Source organism: Streptomyces sp. bgisy100, assembly GCF_057709105.1.
Genome location: NZ_JBYITE010000053.1, coordinates 18,953 through 38,663, shown reverse-complemented (window position 1 = coordinate 38,663; position 19,711 = coordinate 18,953). Strand labels below are relative to the sequence as shown.

The 19,711-nt window shown below is 73.5% G+C and carries 18 protein-coding genes; 15 read left to right on the top strand and 3 right to left on the bottom strand.

The features are described from left to right. The first annotated feature begins 4 nt into the window (after positions 1-4). The gene (locus AC3EQ1_RS26815; RefSeq protein WP_351515647.1) at positions 5-547 is read left to right on the top strand and encodes a type III secretion system chaperone family protein; all 543 of its coding nucleotides are present in this window, start codon (positions 5-7) and stop codon (positions 545-547) included. 32 nt (positions 548-579) lie between these two features. Here AC3EQ1_RS26815 and AC3EQ1_RS26810 read toward each other — a convergent pair whose 3' ends face one another. After that, complete coding sequence (locus AC3EQ1_RS26810; RefSeq protein ID WP_432096906.1) at positions 580-1,806, bottom strand: hypothetical protein; 1,227 nt, start codon at positions 1,804-1,806, stop codon at positions 580-582. A gap of 577 nt (positions 1,807-2,383) precedes the next feature. On the opposite strand from AC3EQ1_RS26810, the gene AC3EQ1_RS26805 reads away from it, so the two are divergent. Then, positions 2,384-3,541 carry a pyridoxal phosphate-dependent aminotransferase gene (locus AC3EQ1_RS26805; RefSeq protein ID WP_432096905.1) on the top strand — a complete coding sequence of 386 codons (1,158 nt, stop codon included), beginning with the start codon at positions 2,384-2,386 and terminating at the stop codon, positions 3,539-3,541. A 92-nt stretch (positions 3,542-3,633) separates the two neighbouring features. Here the strand turns inward: AC3EQ1_RS26805 and AC3EQ1_RS26800 are convergent, their stop codons facing one another. Then, on the bottom strand, positions 3,634-3,984 hold the full coding sequence (locus AC3EQ1_RS26800) for a hypothetical protein (RefSeq protein WP_432096904.1): 351 nt from the start codon (positions 3,982-3,984) through the stop codon (positions 3,634-3,636). After that, a complete protein-coding gene (locus AC3EQ1_RS26795; protein ID WP_432096903.1) occupies positions 3,981-4,466 on the bottom strand; it encodes a prevent-host-death family protein in 486 nt (161 codons plus the stop codon). Before AC3EQ1_RS26795 ends, AC3EQ1_RS26800 begins: the two co-directional genes overlap by 4 nt. A gap of 509 nt (positions 4,467-4,975) precedes the next feature. Between AC3EQ1_RS26795 and AC3EQ1_RS26790 the strand changes: the two genes are divergently transcribed. The 13 genes from AC3EQ1_RS26790 to AC3EQ1_RS26730 all read left to right on the top strand — a co-directional run bounded on the left by AC3EQ1_RS26790 (position 4,976) and on the right by AC3EQ1_RS26730 (position 19,390). Continuing rightward, positions 4,976-5,263, top strand: coding sequence for a hypothetical protein (locus AC3EQ1_RS26790; RefSeq protein WP_432096902.1), 288 nt, complete (start codon positions 4,976-4,978; stop codon positions 5,261-5,263). A gap of 393 nt (positions 5,264-5,656) precedes the next feature. Further along, positions 5,657-5,920: a hypothetical protein gene (locus AC3EQ1_RS26785; RefSeq protein WP_432096901.1), complete on the top strand. Its 264-nt coding sequence runs from the start codon at positions 5,657-5,659 to the stop codon at positions 5,918-5,920. 420 nt (positions 5,921-6,340) lie between these two features. Next, positions 6,341-6,886 (top strand): DUF2617 family protein, encoded by a 546-nt coding sequence (locus AC3EQ1_RS26780; RefSeq protein WP_432096900.1) that lies wholly within the window; start codon positions 6,341-6,343, stop codon positions 6,884-6,886. Positions 6,887-6,958: 72 nt separating this feature from the next. After that, on the top strand, positions 6,959-8,875 hold the full coding sequence (locus AC3EQ1_RS26775) for a spermidine synthase (RefSeq protein WP_432096913.1): 1,917 nt from the start codon (positions 6,959-6,961) through the stop codon (positions 8,873-8,875). Between the two features lie 567 nt (positions 8,876-9,442). Beyond that, positions 9,443-10,237, top strand: a complete 795-nt coding sequence (locus AC3EQ1_RS26770; RefSeq protein WP_432096899.1) for an SRPBCC family protein — start codon at positions 9,443-9,445, stop codon at positions 10,235-10,237. Between the two features lie 42 nt (positions 10,238-10,279). After that, complete coding sequence (locus AC3EQ1_RS26765; protein WP_432096898.1) at positions 10,280-11,089, top strand: aldose epimerase family protein; 810 nt, start codon at positions 10,280-10,282, stop codon at positions 11,087-11,089. Positions 11,090-11,115: 26 nt separating this feature from the next. Continuing rightward, on the top strand, positions 11,116-11,661 hold the full coding sequence (gene pyrE, locus AC3EQ1_RS26760; protein WP_432096897.1) for an orotate phosphoribosyltransferase: 546 nt from the start codon (positions 11,116-11,118) through the stop codon (positions 11,659-11,661). A gap of 192 nt (positions 11,662-11,853) precedes the next feature. Further along, entirely contained in the window at positions 11,854-12,894 is a 1,041-nt protein-coding gene (fbaA, locus tag AC3EQ1_RS26755) for a class II fructose-bisphosphate aldolase (protein WP_388854510.1), read from the top strand. A 247-nt stretch (positions 12,895-13,141) separates the two neighbouring features. Continuing rightward, a complete protein-coding gene (locus AC3EQ1_RS26750) occupies positions 13,142-14,782 on the top strand; it encodes an MFS transporter (protein ID WP_432096896.1) in 1,641 nt (546 codons plus the stop codon). A gap of 38 nt (positions 14,783-14,820) precedes the next feature. Next, on the top strand, positions 14,821-15,234 hold the full coding sequence (locus tag AC3EQ1_RS26745) for a DUF3151 domain-containing protein (protein ID WP_432096895.1): 414 nt from the start codon (positions 14,821-14,823) through the stop codon (positions 15,232-15,234). A gap of 357 nt (positions 15,235-15,591) precedes the next feature. After that, entirely contained in the window at positions 15,592-16,446 is an 855-nt protein-coding gene (locus tag AC3EQ1_RS26740) for a tryptophan 2,3-dioxygenase family protein (RefSeq protein ID WP_432096894.1), read from the top strand. 286 nt (positions 16,447-16,732) lie between these two features. Next, positions 16,733-18,196 (top strand): kynureninase, encoded by a 1,464-nt coding sequence (locus AC3EQ1_RS26735; RefSeq protein WP_432096893.1) that lies wholly within the window; start codon positions 16,733-16,735, stop codon positions 18,194-18,196. Between the two features lie 3 nt (positions 18,197-18,199). Continuing rightward, on the top strand, positions 18,200-19,390 hold the full coding sequence (locus AC3EQ1_RS26730; RefSeq protein WP_432096892.1) for an alpha/beta hydrolase: 1,191 nt from the start codon (positions 18,200-18,202) through the stop codon (positions 19,388-19,390). Positions 19,391-19,711: the final 321 nt, after the last annotated feature.

Here is a 19,711-nt window from a genome sequence, read left to right as displayed (position 1 = left end):
CACGGTGAGCATCGACCCGTCCTCGATTCCGAATTTCGGGGGCCAGCCCGAACCGCAGCCGTCGGGGCCGGTGGGCCCCGTCGTCCCTGATCAGGATCTGGTCAAGCAGCTCCTCGACCAGATGGAGCTGAAGTACGTCGTCGACGACGAGGGCGACCTCGCCGCCCCGTGGGAGCAGTTCCGCACGTACTTCATGTTCCGCGGTGAGGACGAGCAGGAAGTCTTCTCGGTCCGTACCTTCTACGACCGTTCGCACCCCATCGAGTCCAAGCCCCAGCTGCTGGAGTCGATCGACGACTGGAACCGTCGCACCCTGTGGCCGAAGGTCTACAGCCACACCAACGACGACGGCACCGTCCGCCTGATCGGCGAGGCGCAGATGCTGGTGGGCACCGGCGTCAGCCTGGAGCACTTCGTGTCCAGCACCGTCAGCTGGGTCCGGGCGTCGATCGAGTTCGACAAGTGGGTCGTGGAGCAGCTCGGGCTGGAGGCGGACGTGGAGTCCGCCGAACCCGACGACAAGAAGGACGACAACGGCGAGGACTGACCCCCGCCGTACGCCGTGATCGCCCGGGCCCGTCAGGGCGCCGAGGTGGCGATCGTGAGCAAGTACGTCCCATAGCAGCACGAGAGCCCGGCCAGCGCGCCGACCGTCAACGCGACGGTGCGCAGCCGGGCTCTCGCCATGCCCGCGGCGGCCGGCAGCAGCAGCGGGAAGGCCGGGAGCAGGAAGCGCGGCTTGGAGGTGAAGTAGCTCGCCCCGCCCAGCGCGATGACCAGCAGTACCGCGCAGTACACCAGCAGGGGCAGCGGCGCCCGGTCCAGCAGCAGGAGGACGAACATCAGCACCGCAAGCGCGGCGACCGCCACCACCATCGGGTAGGTGAGGTGTTCGCGGCCCACGACGAGCGCGCGGACCGACAGCCAGGCGTCCTGCCCGAAGTCGAACTCCGACCCCCAGTTCCGCTGAACCCGGAAGTAGCCGAACAGCGGGCTGCCCTGCTGCCGGCCGACCCACAGGACGTATCCGCACCAGCCGAGCGGCGCCAGCAGCGCCCCCGCCCACAGCCGGGTCCGGCCGCCGCGGAGCGGCACGAGGCCGGGGTCCCGGGCCCGCCACAGCTGCACGATCTGCCAGGCCGCGGCCAGGGAGACGGCCGCGGCGACCGCGATCCCGTTCGGCCGGGAGAGCCCGGCGAGCACGGCGAGTGCCCCGGCCCACAGCCAGCGTCCGGCCAGCACGGAGTGCAGCGCCCAGGCGGCGCAGGCGGTGAGCAGGCTCTCGGTGTACGCCATCGACTGGACGACCGCGTGCGGCAGCACGCCCCAGAGCAGCACCAGCAGGGTGGCGGCGCGACGGCCGTGCAGCCGCTCGCCCACCGCGTAGATCCCCCAGGCGGCGCAGGCCGCGGCGGTCCAGGAGACGAGCAGCCCGGCGTTGACGAAGCCGAGCGACAGCACACCGCGGGTCCCCCGGACGAGCGCCGGGTAGAGCGGGAAGAACGCCAGATCGCTGTAGAGGCGGCCGGGGGCCCCGCCCTGCACGATGGTGCCGTAGCCGTGCTCCACGACCCGCGCGTACCAGACGGAGTCCCAGGAGGAGCCGAGCAGGTCGCGCGGGTGCCGGCCGGTGTGCCAGGCCCAGAGCGTCATGAAGGCCAGGCCGGTCAGCCGGGCGGCCGCGTACAGCGCGAGCGCGGGCCCGGCCCGCAGCAGCGCCCCCCGTACCCGCCAGAACAGTCCTGCCCGGACCCGCACGGGCCGCGGCCCGTGGGCGGTGACGCGCACATGGGTGTCGGCGGACACGGGAGCACCTCCGGTGCGGGCGCGGCGAAGCGGACGCGGCCCCCCGCCGGGAGAGGGTCCGTACCCCCGACCTTGTGGGGCGCCCGCGGGGCGCGCGACCGCTCACGTCCGACGGTGTGCGGAAGTGCACCCGCTCGGGTGCACGGCTTTCGTCTCGGGCCGGGGGCCGGGGGCCGGGGGCCGGGGGCTGCGGGCCGGGGGCTGCGGGACCGGGGACGGTCTCCGGTCGGCAGGGGCGGTCGTGCAGCCCGGCCGGGCCGCGCCGTGGCGGTGGCCGGGCGACCGGGCGGCATCGGGAGGCGCGGGGGCCGGGCCCCGGGACCCGGCGGGCTCCGCGACCACGGCGGGCCCTTCGACTCGGCGGGATCGTGATCGTGATTGTGATCGGGGCCGGGATCGGGATCGGGGCCGGGCGCCGGTGGCCGGACCTCGCCGCTGTCCGCCCGAACTGCCCGGATGTCTGCCCCGCCGCCCGGGGCCCGCCTATCGTGGGGCCGAATCCCGGTGCCCCGGGACGGGACGGCGGACCGCGGAACCGGCCACCGGGGCAGGGCACCCACGCGAGGACGGTGGAGAGATGGACGGCAGGCCGCTGCTGAACCGCAGGCTGGACGGGCACGGGACGACGATCTTCGCCGAGATGTCGGCGCTGGCGGTCCGGACGGGCGCGATCAACCTGGGCCAGGGCTTCCCGGACACGGACGGTCCGGAGGAGATCCGGGAGGCGGCCGTGCGGGCCCTGCGGGACGGCAGGGGCAACCAGTACCCGCCGGGCCCGGGCGTTCCGGAGCTGCGCACGGCGGTCGCCGCCCACCAGCGGCGGTTCTACGGCCTGGACTTCGACCCCGACACGGAGGTCCTGGTCACCGCCGGTGCCACCGAGGCCATCGCCGCATCCCTGCTGGCGCTGCTGGAGCCGGGGGACGAGGTGATCGCGTTCGAGCCGTTCTACGACTCCTACGCCGCCTGCATCGCCATGGCCGGCGCCGTGCGGGTGCCGCTCACCCTCCGCGCACCGGACTTCCGTCCCGACCTCGACGCCCTGCGCGACGCGATCACGCCCCGGACCCGGCTGCTGCTCCTGAACTCGCCGCACAACCCCACCGGCATGGTCCTCACCCGGGAGGAGGGGACGGCGATCGCGGAACTGGCCGTGGAGCACGACCTCCTGGTGGTGACCGACGAGGTCTACGAGCACCTCGTCTTCGACGGCGAGCACATCCCGCTGATCTCGCTCCCCGGCATGCGCGAGCGGACGGTGTCCATCTCCTCGTCCGGCAAGACCTTCTCCTTCACCGGCTGGAAGGTCGGCTGGGTCACCGGCTCCCCCGCGCTCGTCGCCGCCGTGCGCACGGCCAAGCAGTACCTGACGTTCGTCAGCGCGGGACCGTTTCAGTACGCCGTCGCGGAGGCGCTGCGGCTGCCCGACGCGTACTTCACGGACTTCCGGGAGGACCTGCGCGGCAAGCGGGACCTGCTGTCCGCCGGGCTCGCGGACGCCGGCTTCGAGGTGTACCGGCCGCAGGGCACGTACTTCATCACCACCGATGTCTCCGCCCTCGGCGAGAAGGACGGCATCGCCTTCTGCCGCGGCCTGCCGGAGCGCTGCGGGGTGGTCGCGGTGCCCAGCGCGGTCTTCTACGACGACCCGGAGGCGGGCCGGACCCAGGTCCGGTTCGCCTTCTGCAAGCAGAAGGGCGTCCTGGACGAGGCGGTGAACCGCCTGAAGGGGTGACCTGCCTGAAGTGGCGTGTGGGCTGACGGGTGCCGGGCGGGGGGGTACGCCCGGCATGCGGGTCGGTACCGAAACTGTCGGCTCAGCTGGGGTCACTCGGTGTCCTTCGGGTGCCGTGGCGAGGCGAACACAACGATCACGGTGGAGGTCTCCGGGCTGACCAGATAGCGGACTCGGCCGCCACTGGTGATCTCGTACTCCCACTGCTCCAGCTCGGACCCCTTCCACTCCTTGGTGGCGTGCCTTCCCCGGAGCTGGTGCTGGCGGTTCCAGTTGGATCGGGACTGCGGGGCGGTGCGCAGTGCCTCCAGGCAGCGATGTGCATTCGGTAACGCGGCTCGACACAGCTCCTCCCACCCGGTCACCGCTTGCGTCGTCCCGAAGACAACATTCCAGCCGCTCAGCGGAGGGACACTGATCCGGTCCCCCTTCTTCGGGCTCATGCAGGTACCTCGACCTGGCCGAGGTTCTCTCCATCGAGAGGGCTTAGAGCCTCCCTGAGCTGCTCGGGATCGGTGTTGATGCGGGCAGTGGCGCGCCAGGAGACGATCGCGCGATGCACGGCTTCGCCCGCCCCCAGCTCGGCGGCATCGGACAGTGCTTCCAGAAGCTCGACCGTGAACGCCCTCACCTCTTCCGCGTCCAGATGCCGCACCCAGGGGAACACCTCGGGAAGCGCGAGCAGGAGTGACTTGGCGCCGTCGTCCTGCTTCATCAGAGCGAGGAAGAGCCGGGAGGCAGTGGTCAGGTTCTCTTCGGCGTGCTCCGCCTGCACAGCTGTCGTCAGCACCATGTCCGGCGCATCGCGGTGCGTGACGCGGAGCCGTCCCAGGGTGGCGGCTCGTGCCGCCACGCCCTTCGGGTTGCGGGACAGGTCGGTGAAGGAGACCGACTCCGATTCTGCCCCGAGTGGCGCGATACTCATGCTCCGACTGTACTCAGACTGTGTTCTGATTTCCACCGCAACGGAGGGGAATACCGCGGCCGACTGCCTGGGCCGCCGAATGCATGTCTCGCATTCCGCACGCAGAACGGAACCCCGGCCCAGGTGGTGAACCACCTCAAGACGTGAGCGACTGAAGACGGGTGAGCTGACCGTTTACCGGAGGAGCGGGTGCCGACGTGCGATGCGTCGGCACCCGCATCATCGTCGGCCGTACTGCCTGGCGTTGGTGCAGGCGCCGTGGGGTCGGCCGGGCATGCCTGTGAGGCGCCTGCCGGACCCGCGATTTCCGCCGAACGAGTCCCCCGCCGTGGTGTCTTGGGGTGACGGCGCGAGGGCGCGGCCTGCGGGAACGGGGCCGGTGGGGTGGTTGTCGTCGTGAAGCTCTGGACTTCCTCAACTCTGTTTTCGTGCGCGGAGCCCGGGGGCATCAGCCCTCCACGCAAGGAGCGGGGGTTCTCGCTTCGGGGGACGAGAGGAGCGTGAGCGAGATGGAGAGTGCGGTTTTCGCGGTAGTGATCGTTCTGGCGGTGGTGGTGCTGGCTGCGATCATCACGTCCGGGAACTCGAACGGCAGCCGGAGGCGGCGCGGTGGTTCGAGCTCCGGCGGCAGCGGCAGCTGGTGGGCCGGTGACGGGGGATCGTCCTCGGGCCACCACCACGGCGGGCACCACGGCTGCGGCGGTGGTTCCTCCTGCGGCGGCGGTTCCTCGTGCGGCGGGGGCGGTGGCGGCGGCGGTGGTGGCTGCGGCGGTGGCGGTGGCGGTGGCGGCAGCTGAGCCGATTCCGCGGGCGGCCGGCGCGACGGGGTGCCGTGACGATGGGCGGCCGCGACGTGTTGCCGTGACGATGGGGACGCCGCGACGGGTTGCCGTGAGGACGGGCGGACCCCGCCCGGACCTGGTTCCGGGCACCCGGCCCGGACCTGGTTCCGGGCGCCGGCCCGGACCTGGTTCCGGGCGCCGGCCCGGACCTGGTTCCGGGCGCCGGCCGGGCTGCTCCGCGCTGCTGTGAGCGCCCGCCCGGACGGGGCGTGACCGGGGGAGTCGTTGCCGTCGCGAAGCTCTGGTCTTCCTCAACTCTGTTTTCGGCCGGAGAAGTCGGGGGCATCAGCCCCCGCACGCAAGGAGCGGGGGATCTCGCTTCGGGGGACGAGAGGAGCGTGAGGTGCGATGGACACCGTTCTCTACCTGTTGATTGCCTTGGCAGTCCTGGCCATCGGCATGGCCGCCGTGACGGGAAGCTGGAAGAACAACGGCGGCGGGGGCATGGGCGGTTCGTCCGGCAGCAGCGGTAGCTGGTGGGCGGGCGGCGGCGGTTCCTCGTGTGGTGGAGGCGGCGGTGGCTGCGGGGGCGGCTCCTCGTGCGGCGGCGGTTCCTCGTGCGGCGGGGGCGGTGGCGGCGGTGGTGGCTGCGGCGGCGGTGGCGGCAGCTGAACCGGCTCCGCGGGCGGCCGACGCGACGGGAGTCGCGACGACGGTGAGCCCGCCCGGCACGAGAGGGCCCCAGCGCGAGAGCGCCCCGGCACGAGAGCGCCCGGCCTCGGCACACGGGGCGGGCCCGTGCCGGAGAGCGGCCCGTGAGCAGCGGTTGTGCGGCTGTCTCATGCTTGCACGCATATGCACCCGGCGGACCAGCGGTTCGTCGGGTGCTTTTATTTTGAACAGTTGAACCGTAGGGCCCTCTGGGGGATGGAAACCCGGAGAAGATGGGTAAAAACGCTGTGAGCCCCGCGCATTTCATGATTCCGTATTCCTCGGACCGACCCCACGTGGGCGCGAGCCGGCGACGACTTCTTCCCCCCCTCCGGGGCGGGCCGGCCCACCATTCCACTCGCGTGCTTGCGGAGCCGACCCATGCTCACTTCTCTCACAACGGCTTACACCGACACCCGCGCAGCCGACCTCGCCTGGGCCCTGGGCAGGGAGCCGCTGCCCGCCCTCGCCGTGCGGGACCTCCGACTCGGCTCCGCCGCCGTGCAGTTGCGGCTGCTCGGCGCCTCCCACCAAGTGATCGTCGAGGAGGAGCACGGCACCTGCTCGGAGACCGTGGCCTGCATGCCCGGCAGCAGCAGACCGCTCCCGCTCGGTGTGGCCGAACGCGTCGGACACTGGGACTACGAGTTCGCCGCCCGCGTCGAGACCCTCTCCCGGGGCTCGTTCGCCGGGCGCGCCCAGGAGCTGCTGGCCCTGGTCGCCGAACACCCGCACGGGCTGGCCGGCACCTTCCCCGGCAGCCCGCACGCCTTCACCGCGCTCATGGCGCAGCTCCACGAAGGGCAGTTGCGGTGGCGGACCTGGCACGCCTATCCGCAGGAGGGGCGCCTGGTCGCGACCCGGACCCGGATCACCAGCCGAACCCCCGCAACGCTGCAGGCCGTTGGGCCGTCCGCCGCTTCCTGACCCATTGCACTCTTGTGGGTGACATGTCGGTGGATGGGTGTGACGTACCGTTCCAGCGTGATCGACCCGCCCATGGCCGGCGTTGCGCGTGCGGCTCCGCCGCAGCAGCCGCAGGGCCCGGCGCAGCTGCCCGTACCGGCCGGACTCGGCCGGTACCTCGTCCTCGGCGCCGTCTTCGCCTGCGCCGCCTGCGGACTGGTCTACGAGCTCGAACTCGTCGCCCTCGCCTCGTACCTGATCGGTGACTCGGTCACGCAGGCGTCCGTCGTGCTCTCCGTCATGGTGTTCGCGATGGGCATCGGGTCGCTGCTGGCCAAGCGGCTGCGCTGCCGGCCGACGGTCGGCTTCGGGCTGGTCGAGGCCACGCTCGCGCTGGTCGGCGGCACCTCGGCGATGGCGCTGTACGGGGCGTTCGTCTGGTTCGGGCAGTCCAGCACCGTGCTGGTCGCCTTCTCGCTGGCGATCGGCGTGCTGATCGGGGCCGAAGTGCCCCTGCTGATGACGCTGATCCAGCGCATCCGGGTGCAGGACGCGGGCTGCGCCGTCGCCGACCTCTTCGCCGCGGACTACGTCGGGGCGCTCGTCGGCGGGCTGGCGTTCCCCTTCCTGCTGCTGCCCGCGCTGGGGCAGTTGAGCGGTGCGCTGCTGACCGGCGCGGTGAACGTCGTCGCGGGCGGGGCGACGGTGCTGTGGCTGTTCCGCCGCGATCTGACCGTGCGGGCGCGGTGGTTGCTGCTCGGTGTGAACCTGCTGGTGCTGGGGCTGCTCGCCACGGCGGCCGTCGCGGTCGGTCCGTTCGAGGCGGCGGCGCGGCGGGCGGTGTACGGGGCGGATGTGCGGGTTGCGGTGCAGACGGAGGTGCAGGAGATCGTTCTCACGGGCGATGCGGGCGATGCGGGCGATGCGGGCGATGCGGGCGATGCGGGCGACGCGGGGGGTGCGGGCGATGCGGGGGGGGCCGGTGGCGCGGGGGATGAGGGGGGCGCCGGGCGGAACGGGTACGGGGGTGCGGGGGGTCGGGACGGGGGCGGTTCGGGCGCCGATAGTGCGTCGGGCGCTGCGTCCGGCGGGGGTTTCCGTGGGGCTGACGGTTCCGCGGGTGCCGGGGAGCGGGGTTCCGCGGTGGTGCACGGCCGGCCGGGGCCGGGGCCGGTGGGCGTGGGGCGTCCGGACAGGCGTCACCCCCGGTCCCTCTCGCTTTTCCTCGACGGGCGGCTGAAGGTCAGCAGCCGCGACGAGGCCCGGTACCACGAGGCGCTCGTCCACCCGGCGATGGCCGGAGGGCGCGGCCGGGTCCTGGTGCTCGGCGGCGGGGACGGGCTCGCTCTGCGCGAGGTGCTGCGCTATCCGGGGGTCAGGGCGGTGACCGTCGTCGAACTGGACCCGGGCGTCGTCCGGGTGGCCCGTACCGACCCGGGGCTCTCCGCGCTCAACGAGGACGCGTTCGGCGACCACCGGGTGCGGGTCGTCCCGGCCGACGCGTTCGAATGGCTGCGGCGGGCCGTGCGGGACCCGCACCAGCGGCCGTACGACGTGGTGATCTCCGATCTGCCGGACCCGGGCATCACGGCCAGCACCAAGCTGTACTCGCAGGAGTTCTACGGCCTTGCGCGGCGCGTGCTGGCGCCGGACGGGCGGCTCGCCGTCCACGCCGGGACCCTGTCCGTCCGTCCCCGGGTGTTCTGGACCGTGGACGCCACGCTGCGCTCGGTCGGGATGCGGACCGCGCCCTACCGGGTGGGGGGCCGGGTCTCGGGCTTCCCCGGGGGGCCGGACCGGCACAGCGACGGGGTGACCGAGCTGCGGGACTGGGGGTTCGTGCTGGCGTCGCGCGGGGGCGGGCCGGTGCGGCTGGGGCTTCCGGGCCGGGCTCCGGGGCTCGACTCGCTCACTCCGGCGGCGCTGCGGAGGGCGGGGTGGGCGGCGGAGCGGGGGCGTCTGGCGGGGTTGCCTGCTTCTACGTTGATGCATCCGCGGTATCCGGGGTGACCTTGCCGCGTGGGGGTTGTGGCGGGTGTGGCGATGGTGGTGGTTGTGGTGGTTGTGGTGGGGCCCGGGTTCGGGCCGGTGTTGGGAGCGGTGCGTGGTGAGGTGCGGGGGCGGGGCCTCCGGGGTGGGGGGTTCCGGAACGTATATTTTTGGCCCTGGGGGCCACAAATACACGGAAGCTTCCGGAACCCCCCACCCCTGCGGCCCCGCCCCCTCCCGCCGGTGACCTGCCCTCAGGGCCGTGGCCTCTCCCGCCGGTGGCCCGTCCGCAGGGTCTCGGCCTTCTAACGCCAGTGGTCTGTATGTGCGGTTTCGTTCTCGGGGGTTGGCGGTCGGTTCCCTCGTGGCTTCGGCGCTCCTGGTCTCCTTCCGCTGGTGTTTACGCATTCCTCGGTGGCCAGTCCCTGCAATCCCGTCCCTGTCGCAGGTGGCCCTCCTCGCGTCGGTGTTCGTGTCTGGCGGAGCGACTGTTTCCCGTTGGTTGGGAGGGCATTGGGCGGGTGTGGAGGTGTTGATGTCGGGGCGGAGCGGGTGCTGGAGGGGGATGGCTGGGTAGGCTCGGTCTTCATGGAGCATGAGGTGTTCGTTCCGTTTTCCGCCGGCACCGTGCGGCAGGTCCTCGTCGATCCGACGAGGGCCGCCGGGTGCATTCCCGGGTTCCAGGAGGACGCCGACGCGGCGCGGGAGCCGGGCGCGGTCGTCGGCCGGCTGCGGCTGCGCGTCGCCAACTCGACCATCACCTACCGCGGAAGCCTGCGTGTCACCCCTCGGGACGGTGGCGACCTCGCCGTCGAGGGCGAGGGCACGGAGGCGCGGGGCAGCGGGTCCGTGCGCTGTGCGCTGACCGTACGGCTGACCGCCGGGGACGGCGGGACGTTGCTCGCCTGGAGCGGGACCGTGCACAGCGAGGGCCGGCTGGCCGAGGCGGACGACGCCGCGGCCGGGGCCGCGGGGCGGCGGCTGCTGGACCGTTTCGCCGCCGAACTCGCCGCGGCGCTGGAGGAGCCGCCCGGCTCGGGTGAGGGCGACGACAATCAGCGCGTCATCCCCGGCATCCCCTCCCCGCCGGAGAGGCAGGGGGATGAGGAGTCGGAGTCCGCGTTCGACGAGGACGACGCCGAGGTCGACGCCGTCATCGAGGACGGTGAGGAACCGCCGGCCGAGGCCGCGCACGCCCGTCGCACGATGATCGGCCGCAGCGCCGAGGAGGTCGACCACGCGCCGCCGCGCGGCCGGTACGCCCCCGTGCCCGCGCCCGAAGCCACCTCCACCACGGCCACCTTGCGCTGGGCGGCGCCCGCCGCGGCGGCGCTCGTCGCCTCGGCCGTGGTCGTCGGCCGGATCCTGCGCCGCCGGCGGTAGCGCCGGGCGCGCGGTGATCGGGTCGCGGCTAGGGTTCGAGGGGTGAGTACCCATGACACCCCCGACGGCGGCGTGCGACTCGGCGCGGGCGATGCCGAGTTGACCGTGCTGCCGGCGCTCGGCTGCCGGATCGGATCGCTGCGGATCGGCGGCACGGAGCTGCTGCGGCAGGGCCCCGACCACGGGGCGTTCCCGATGGTGCCGTTCTGCGGGCGGACGGAGAACGGCCGGTTCCGCAACGGCGGCACCGTGCACCAGCTGCCGCTGAACTCCCCGCCGCACGCCATCCACGGCACCGGCCGGGACGCCCAATGGAGCATCGCCCGCACCGAGAAGGCGTCCGCGGTCTTCACCTACGACCTCGCCGACCCGTGGCCGTACCCGGGCCGGGTCACCCAGCTGGTCGAGCTCACCGAGGACTCGCTGACGCTGACCATGGGGGTCGAGACGATCGACGATTCGTTCCCCGCCCAGGTGGGCTGGCACCCCTGGTTCCTGCGGAACCTCGGTACCGGCGGAGCGGACGCCGTGATCGACTTCGCGCCCGCCTGGCAGGAGGAGCGCGGGACGAATCATCTGCCGACGGGTCGCCGGATCGATCCGCTGCCCGGTCCCTGGGACGACTGCTTCGGGATGCCGGACGGGGTGGATGTCACCCTCACCTGGCCGGACGAGCTGGAGCTGACGGTCACCAGCCGCGGTGAGTGGGTCGTGATCTACGACGAGCAGCCCGAGGCGATCTGTGTCGAGCCGCAGTCCGGGCCGCCGAACGGCCTCAACACCGCGCCGCGCCTGGTCACCCCGGTGCAGCCGCTGGAGATGGCCACCACCTGGAGGTGGCGTCGGCTCTGATCGCCGGCCCGGCTAGTCTCGTCCGTATGAGCTCTTCCTCCGACGTGCGTGACGCCCTGCTGCAGCAGATCAAGGACAAGGCCGTGGTCCGCGGCAAGGTGACCCTCTCCTCCGGGCTGGAGGCCGATTACTACATCGACCTGCGCCGGATCACCCTCGACGCGGAGGCCGCCCCCCTGGTGGGGCAGGTCATGCTGGACTCCACCGCCGACCTCGAATTCGACGCGGTGGGCGGGCTCACGCTCGGTGCCGACCCGGTCGCCACCTCGATGCTGCACGCCGCCGCCGCCCGCGGCCGCAAGCTCGACGCGTTCGTGGTCCGGAAGGCGCAGAAGACGCACGGCATGCAGCGCCGCATCGAGGGCCCGGACATCAAGGGCCGCCGGGTCCTGGTGGTCGAGGACACCTCCACCACCGGCGGCTCCCCGCTCACCGCGGTGCAGGCCGCCCGCGAGGCGGGCGCCGAGGTCGTGGCGGTCGCGACGATCGTGGACCGCGGCGCCGCGCCCGCCATCGGGGAGGCCGGAATTCCGTACGTCCCGGCCTACGAGCTGCCCGATCTGGGGCTCTGACCTGTGCATTCGGTGAGGGGCGGAGTGTTTCACGTGAAACGCTCCGCCCCTCTTCGGTGTCCGCATTCTGGGCCGGGTGGACCAATCGGGCTCGTCTGGGAAGATGGGGGCGACGATGACGTCGCCCCCTAGGTCAGGGCCAAGGAAAATTCCCGGGGAGCAGCCCCCGGAACCCCGGCTGCACACCCGCAGATCACAAGGAGCGGACAGATGCCCATCGCAACCCCCGAGGTCTACAACGAGATGCTCGACCGGGCGAAGGCAGGCAAGTTCGCCTACCCGGCCATCAACGTGACCTCGTCGCAGACGCTGCACGCGGCCCTCCGCGGCTTCGCCGAGGCGGAGAGCGACGGCATCGTCCAGATCTCCACGGGTGGTGCGGAGTTCCTGGGCGGTCAGTACAGCAAGGACATGGTCTCCGGTGCGGTCGCCCTGGCCGAGTTCGCGCACATCGTCGCCAAGAAGTACCCGGTGAACATCGCCCTGCACACCGACCACTGCCCGAAGGACAAGCTCGACGGCTACGTCCGGCCGCTGCTCGCCGTCTCGCAGGAGCGGGTGGCCGCCGGCCAGAACCCGCTCTTCCAGTCCCACATGTGGGACGGTTCCGCCGAGAAGCTCGACGAGAACCTGACCATCGCGCAGGAGCTGCTCGCCGAGGCCGCCAAGGCCAAGATCATCCTCGAGGTCGAGATCACCCCGACCGGTGGCGAGGAGGACGGCGTCACGCACGAGATCAACGACGAGCTGTACACCACCGTCTCCGACGTCGAGCGCACCGCCGAGGCCCTCGGTCTGGGCGAGAAGGGCCGCTACCTGCTGGCCGCCTCGTTCGGCAATGTGCACGGCGTCTACAAGCCGGGCAACGTCGTGCTCCGCCCCGACCTGCTGCGCGAGCTCCAGGACGGCATCGCCGCCAAGTACGGCAAGGAGAACCCGTTCGACTTCGTCTTCCACGGCGGCTCCGGCTCCACGGAGGACGAGATCCGCACCGCGCTGGAGAACGGCGTCGTGAAGATGAACCTCGACACCGACACCCAGTACGCCTTCACCCGCCCGGTCGCGGACCACATGTTCCGCAACTACGACGGGGTGCTGAAGATCGACGGCGAGGTCGGCAACAAGAAGACCTACGACCCGCGCAGCTGGGGCAAGTCCGCCGAGAAGGGCATGGCCGAGCGGGTCACCCAGGCGTGCGCCAACCTGCGCTCCACCGGCACCAAGCTGAAGTAGCGCGCCGGGCGTGACCGCTCCGGCCGGGCCTGCGGGGCCGGACGCGGACACGGCCACCCGTGCGGAACCGGGCCGGGCCCCTCAGGGAGGGGCCCGGCCCGGACGCGTTCCCGGACGCGTTCCCGGACGAGGGGCGTCGTCCAGCGGTCGTGTGCGGTGTGCCGGGCTTCCCTGACGCCGGGTTGCGGTGGCCGGGCGCGGTGCCGCCGGACTGGCCACCGGCAGGTCGCGCGAGGATGATCCCGGTATGAGCGATTTCTCGGGGCGGCAGGCCACCGGGCGGACGCCGTCGGACGGGACGCCTCCGCCGCCCGTCGGCAGCGCCCCCGGCACGATCCGGCTGTCGCAGGGGCCGGGCCGCTGGGTCCTGCTCACCACCGTGCTCGGATCGGGCATGGCCCTGCTCGACGGCACCGTCGTCAATGTGGCCCTGCCCCGGATCGGCGCCGATCTCGACGCCGACCTGGCCGTGCTGCAGTGGACCGTCAACGCCTACACGCTCACCCTCGCCTCCCTGATCCTGCTGGGCGGGGCGCTGGGCGACCGGTTCGGACGGCGCCGGGTCTTCGTGATCGGCGTGGTGTGGTTCGCCCTCGCCTCGCTGGCCTGTGGCATGGCCCCCAACGCGCCGGTCCTGATCGCGGCCCGGGCCCTCCAGGGCATCGGCGGCGCGCTGCTCACCCCCGGCTCGCTGGCGCTCATCCAGGCCACCTTCCACCCGGCGGAACGGGCCCGCGCGGTGGGCGCCTGGTCCGGGCTGGGCGGGGTGGCGGCGGCGGTCGGGCCGTTCCTGGGCGGCTGGCTGGTCGACGGGCCCGGCTGGCGCTGGGTGTTCCTGATCAACGTCCCGCTGGCCGCCGTCTGCGTCACCGTGGCGGTGCGGCACGTGCCCGAGACCCGCGACCCGCGGGCGCACGGGCGCTTCGACGTCGCCGGTGCCGCGCTCGGCGCCGTCTCCCTCGGCGCGGCCACCTACGCCCTGATCGAGGCCCCCGAGCAGGGCGCCTCCCCGGCGGTGGTGATCGCGGGCGTCGGCGGGGTGCTGCTCGGGGCCGCCTTCGTCCACCTGGAACGGCGCCGCCGGAACCCGATGCTGCCGCCGCGGATCTTCGCCTACCGGCAGTTCACCGCCGTCAACGCCGTGACCTTCTGTGTGTACGCGGCCTTCGGCGGCTTCTTCTTCCTCTCCGTGCTCCAACTCCAGGTGGTGCTCGGCTACTCCGCGCTGGCCGCGGGGACGGCCCTGCTGCCCACCACCGGAATGATGCTGCTGCTGTCCGCCCGCTCGGGCGAACTGGGCCAGCGGATCGGCCCCCGCATCCCGCTCACCGTGGGTCCGCTGCTCTGCGGCGCCGGGCTGCTGCTGATGCTCCGGGTGGACGCCGGGGCCTCGTACTGGGCGGACGTGCTGCCCGCCCTGCTGGTCATGGGCTCGGGCATGGTGCTGCTGGTGGCGCCGCTCACCGCGACCGTGCTCGCCTCCGTCGAGGTCGAGCACGCGGGCCTGGCCAGCGGCGTCAACAACGCGGTGGCGCGGGCCGCCGGGCTGCTCGCGGTGGCCGCCCTCCCGCTGCTCGCCGGAATGGGACCGGAGGCCTACCGGGAACCGGCGGAGTTCGCGGACACCTTCCGCCGGGCCATGCCGATGTGCGCGGGCATCCTGCTGCTGGGCGCGCTGATCGCCGTGCTCACCGTACGGTCCGACGTGCTGGCGCCCTCCGGCCCCGCCCCCGCGAAGGCGCCGGGCGGTGCGGAAGGGGCGGCCGGTGCGGAGGAGGCGGCTGGGGAGGCCGAGGCGCCGCCGCGCTGCCGGGCCGAGTGCCGTACGTACTGCGCGGTGACCGCACCGCCGCTGGATCCCGGTACTTCCGTATCGGGCCGGTCCTGATCACCCCTTCCGGGCCCGCGGCAGGCAGACTGGGGACCATGTCCACACACGAGAACCTTCTCGGGGGCCCGCCCCCGACCCATCTGCCCGACGACCCCGAGCCGCGCGAGCTGCTGGCCTCCGGCGCGGCCCCGGCCGAGGTCGCGGCGAAGTACCCCGCTTCCTCCCTCGCCTGGGCCCAGCTCGCCGACGACGCCTTCGAGGGCGGCCGGACCGTCGAGTCCTACGCCTACGCCCGCACCGGGTACCACCGCGGGCTCGACTCGCTGCGCCGGGCCGGCTGGAAGGGCCACGGGCCGGTGCCGTTCGAGCACGAGCCGAACCGCGGTTTCCTCCGCGCCCTGCACGCGCTGGCCCGCGCCGCCCAGGCCATCGGTGAGGAGGAGGAGTACGAGCGCTGCACGGCCTTCCTGCGCGACTCGTCCCCGACCGCCGCCGACATCCTCACCTGAGGAACCCCTCTTCCGAGCCGTGTCCCCCGCCGGGGACGCGGCTCACTCTTCGCCGAGTGACGCATGCGCCGTACGACGACGCATGCGTCACGTGCGTTTCGGGGGATACATGGGACGCGGGCGGCGCCGGGGCCCGTGCCCGGCACCGCGGAACGGTCGGTTCCGGGGGTGGCGGGTCGCGGCCGCCGGTGCGGCCATCGGCGGGAGAGTTCTTGCCGTAGTGGCTGTCCAGCACCGATGATGCGCTGAGGGCCGGATTCGCCGTCATGGCGAACTCGGCCCTAAGAGGGGACCGGGGCTCCGATGCCGAGAGGAAGGGGCGGACCGCTACCCGGCAGTACGCACGAGGAGACAGCGATGTCACACCTGCCCCCTGCGTCGGAAGCCGGTCCGGAGGCCGGCCCCGACACCCCGAATCTCGACTTCGCGGGCACCACGCCGTACGAGGACTACGTCCAGGCGGACGTCCTCACCCACCTCCAGCACCCGCTCTCCGACGACCCCGGCGAGATGGTCTTCCTGGTCACCACCCAGGTCATGGAGCTGTGGTTCACCGTGATCGTCCATGAGTGGCGGACCGCCGCGGAGGCGCTCCGCCAGGACGACCTGCCCGTCGCCCTGGCCGCCCTGAAGCGGTCCACGTACGAGCTGGAGTCGCTCAACGCCTCGTGGAAGCCGCTGGCCCACCTCACCCCGGCGCAGTTCAACTCCTACCGCAGCGCGCTCGGCGAGGGCTCCGGCTTCCAGTCCGCGATGTACCGGCGGCTGGAGTTCCTGCTCGGCGAGAAGTCGGCGTCGATGCTCGTCCCGCACCGGGGCGCGCCGCGCGTCCACGACGAGCTGGCCAAGGCCCTTCAGGAACCCAGCCTCTACGACGAGGTGGTGCGGCTGCTCGCCCGCCGCGGCCATGCCGTACCGGCGTCCGTGCTGGAGCGGGACCCGTCCCTGCGCTACGAGCCCGATCCGGCGGTCGAGCGGGCCTGGCAGGACGTCTACTCCGGTCCGCAGGACAGCGAGCTGGTCCGGCTCGGCGAGGCGCTGACCGAGGTCGCCGAGCTGGTGTGGCGGTGGCGCAACGACCACCTGGTCGCGACCCGGCGGGCGATGGGCGCCAAGACCGGTACCGGTGGTTCGGCCGGCGTGGCCTGGCTGGAGAAGCGCGCGGCCAAGAACGTCTTCCCCGAGCTGTGGACGGCGCGCAGCCATGTCTGAACCGACGGCCATGTCTGACGCGGCAGCTATGTCTGACGTGACGGCTATGTCCGATGCGACGGCCGGGTCCGATACGGCGGCTGGGTCCGGTGCGACGGCCGGGTCCGAAACGATGGCTGGGTCCGACACGAGGGCCGGCGCGGACGGCCGGCCCGGGTCGCCCGCGGTGTCCGCACGGACGGCGGGCGCGGCGCGCGGACGGGATGCCGATGTGCTGGGGGAGCGGAACGATTCCTCGGAGGCCGTGGGGCCCGGACGGGCCGCGGCCACGGACGAACGGAGCGGCATGGGCGGCACCACGGAGACCACGGACGCCACGGAGACCACGAGCGCCACGGGCGCCACGGACACCCCCGCTCCCGGGGACCTCGCCGCACGGGCGGCTCGCCGGGACGGCGACGACCCGCTCGCCGCGGTGCGCGACCGCTTCGCCCTCGACGACGGGGTGACCTACCTCGACGGCAACTCGCTCGGCGCGCTGCCGCGCAGCGTCCCCGGCCGGATGGCCGAGGTCATCGAGCGGGAGTGGGGCGAACTGCGGATCCGTTCCTGGGAGGAGAGCGGCTGGTGGACCGCGCCCGAACGGATCGGCGACCGCATCGCGCCGCTGATCGGGGCGGCGCCGGGCCAGGTGGTCGTCGGAGACTCGACCAGCGTCAATGTGTTCAAGGCCGTGGTGGCCGCGGTCCGGGCGGCGCAGGCGGCCGGCAGCGGAGCCGGCGCGGATGCCGGAGCTGCTGGTGATGCCGGAGCCGACGGCGATGCCCGAGCCGAAGGCGATGCCGGAGCCGAAGGCGATGCCGGAGCCGCTGGTGGCGCCGCGCGTGCCGGGGCCGGGGCCGCAGTCGGTGCCGGTGCCGGTGCCGGTGCCGGGGAGTCGGGCACGGGAGCGGTGCCGCGCGACGAAGTACTCGTCGACGCCGCCACCTTCCCCACCGACGGGTACGTCGCCGAGTCCGCCGCCCGGCTGACCGGCTGCCGCATCCGGGCGGTCGCGCCCGGGGACATGGCCGCCGCGTTCGGGCCGCGTACGGCCGTGGCGCTGGTCAACCACGTCGACTACCGCAGCGGGCGGCTGCACGACCTCCCCGGCATCACAGCCGCGGCGCACGCGGCCGGGGCGCTGGTGGTGTGGGACCTGTGCCACAGCGCGGGCGCCCTGCCGGTGGAACTCGACGCGCACCGGGCCGACTTCGCCGTCGGCTGCACGTACAAGTACCTCAACGGCGGTCCGGGCGCGCCCGCCTATCTGTATGTGCGACGCGATCTGCAGCCCGGTTTCGACTCCCCGCTGCCGGGGTGGAACTCGCACGCCGACCCGTTCGGCATGGAGTCCGCCTACACCCCGGCGGACGGCTCCGTGCGGGGCCGGGTCGGCACGCCGGACATCCTGTCGATGCTGGCGCTGGAGGAGGCGCTGACCGTCTGGGAGGGCGTCTCCGTCGAGGCCGTGCGGGAGAAGAGTCTCGCGCTGACGGACTTCTTCCTGGAGTGCGTGGCGCACCATGTGCCGCCGGGCACGGTCGAGTCCGTCTCGCCGGCCGCGCACCCGGAGCGCGGCAGCCAGATCGCGCTGCGCTGTCCCGACGCGGGTGCGGTGATGCGGGAACTGACGCGGCGTGGGGTGGTCGGCGACTTCCGCCGTCCGGACGTGCTGCGCTTCGGCTTCACCCCGCTCTACACCTCCTTCGCGGACGCGGAGCGGGCCGCGCGGATCCTGGGTGATGTGCTCGCCGAGCGGCGGGCCTGACCGGTGGCAGCTGCCGGGGGAGGGGACGCGGAGGCCGAGGAGGCCTCCGCGTTCGGCCACGCCCCGGTACCGGCCGACGTCTGCCTGCCGTACGGGCCGCACCCGGACCAGGTCGTCGACCTCTACGCCCCGCGGGGCGGTACGGGGCCCGCGCCGCTTGTGGTCCTGCTGCACGGCGGTGCCTGGCGCGCTCCGTACGACCGGCACCACGTCTCGCCGCTGGCCGCCCGGCTCGCCGGGTACGGCTTCGCCGTCGCCTCGGTGGAGTACCGCCGCGGGCCGGGGCCGACGGACCGGGGCTCCCGGACGGACGGGGCGCCGGGGGAGGACATTTCGGTGACGGACGACCTTCCGGCGCCGGGGGAGAGCGGGACGGGGAACGGGAACGGGAGCACCGGCGCGGCCCAAGCCGGGAGCCCGCCGGGCGCGGTGCCGCGCGCGGGCCGCTGGCCCGAGACCTTCGACGATGTCGCGCTGGCCGTCGACCGCCTCCCGGCGCTGATCGGGAGGGTGCAGGCCGGCGAAGGGCGGTCCGCCGTGCGGGGCATACCGCAGGGTGACCCCGCGTGGGCGCGCGTCGATCCGGCGTGCACCGTGCTCACCGGGCACTCCGCGGGCGGGCACCTCGCGCTGTGGGCGGCGGCGCGGCACCGGCTGCCCGTCGGGTCCCGGTGGCATTGCGCCGGGCCGCCGGGGACGGGCGGGTGCTCACCGCCGCCGTTCCGCGGGGTCGTCGCCCTGGCCCCCATCGCGGACTTCACCACCGCCCGGCGCCTCGGGGTGTGTTCGGACGCGGCGGTGCAGCTGCTGGGCGGCCCCGAGGAGTGGCCGGCGCGGCTGCCGTACGCCGACAACGCCGCGCTGCTGCCCACCGGGGTCCGCACGACGGTCGTCCAGGGCGCCACCGATGCCGATGTGCCCCCGGACGTCGCCCGCGCCTTCGTGGCGGCGGCCGAGCGGGCCGGACAGCCGGTCCGGCTCGTGCTGCTCGACGGGGTGGGCCACTTCCCGCTCATCGACCCGGCGGCGCCCGCCGTCGCCGTCGTCGCCGATGAGATCGCGCGGCTCGCCGGCCGCGAGCCCGGCCGCGATTCCTGCCCCGGCCCCGGCCCCGGCCGCGATCGCGACTCCGAGCCGGGCCGCCACTCCGGCCGCGAGCCCGCTCACCAACCCGGCTCCGAGCCCGGCCACTGACCCGGCTCCGAGCCCGGCCACCAATCCGACCCGACTCCGGGTCCGACTTCGACCCCGGCCCCGAGTCCGACCCCGAGTCCGACCCCGGCCCCGGCCCCGGCCCCGGCCCCGACCCCGGCCACCACTCCCGCCTCGACCCCGACCCGGCCACCGATCCCGCCCCGGCCCCGCCCCCGAACACAGCCGCTGAGCAGCGCGGACGGTGCCCCGGCCCCGTACCCCGGCGGCTCTGCCGGGGAGTCGGGGTACGGCCGCGGCGGCTGTCCAGGGGGCGTCGGGCGGCGGATGTGCGGCGCGCGCCGGGAACCGCCGCCACCCCTC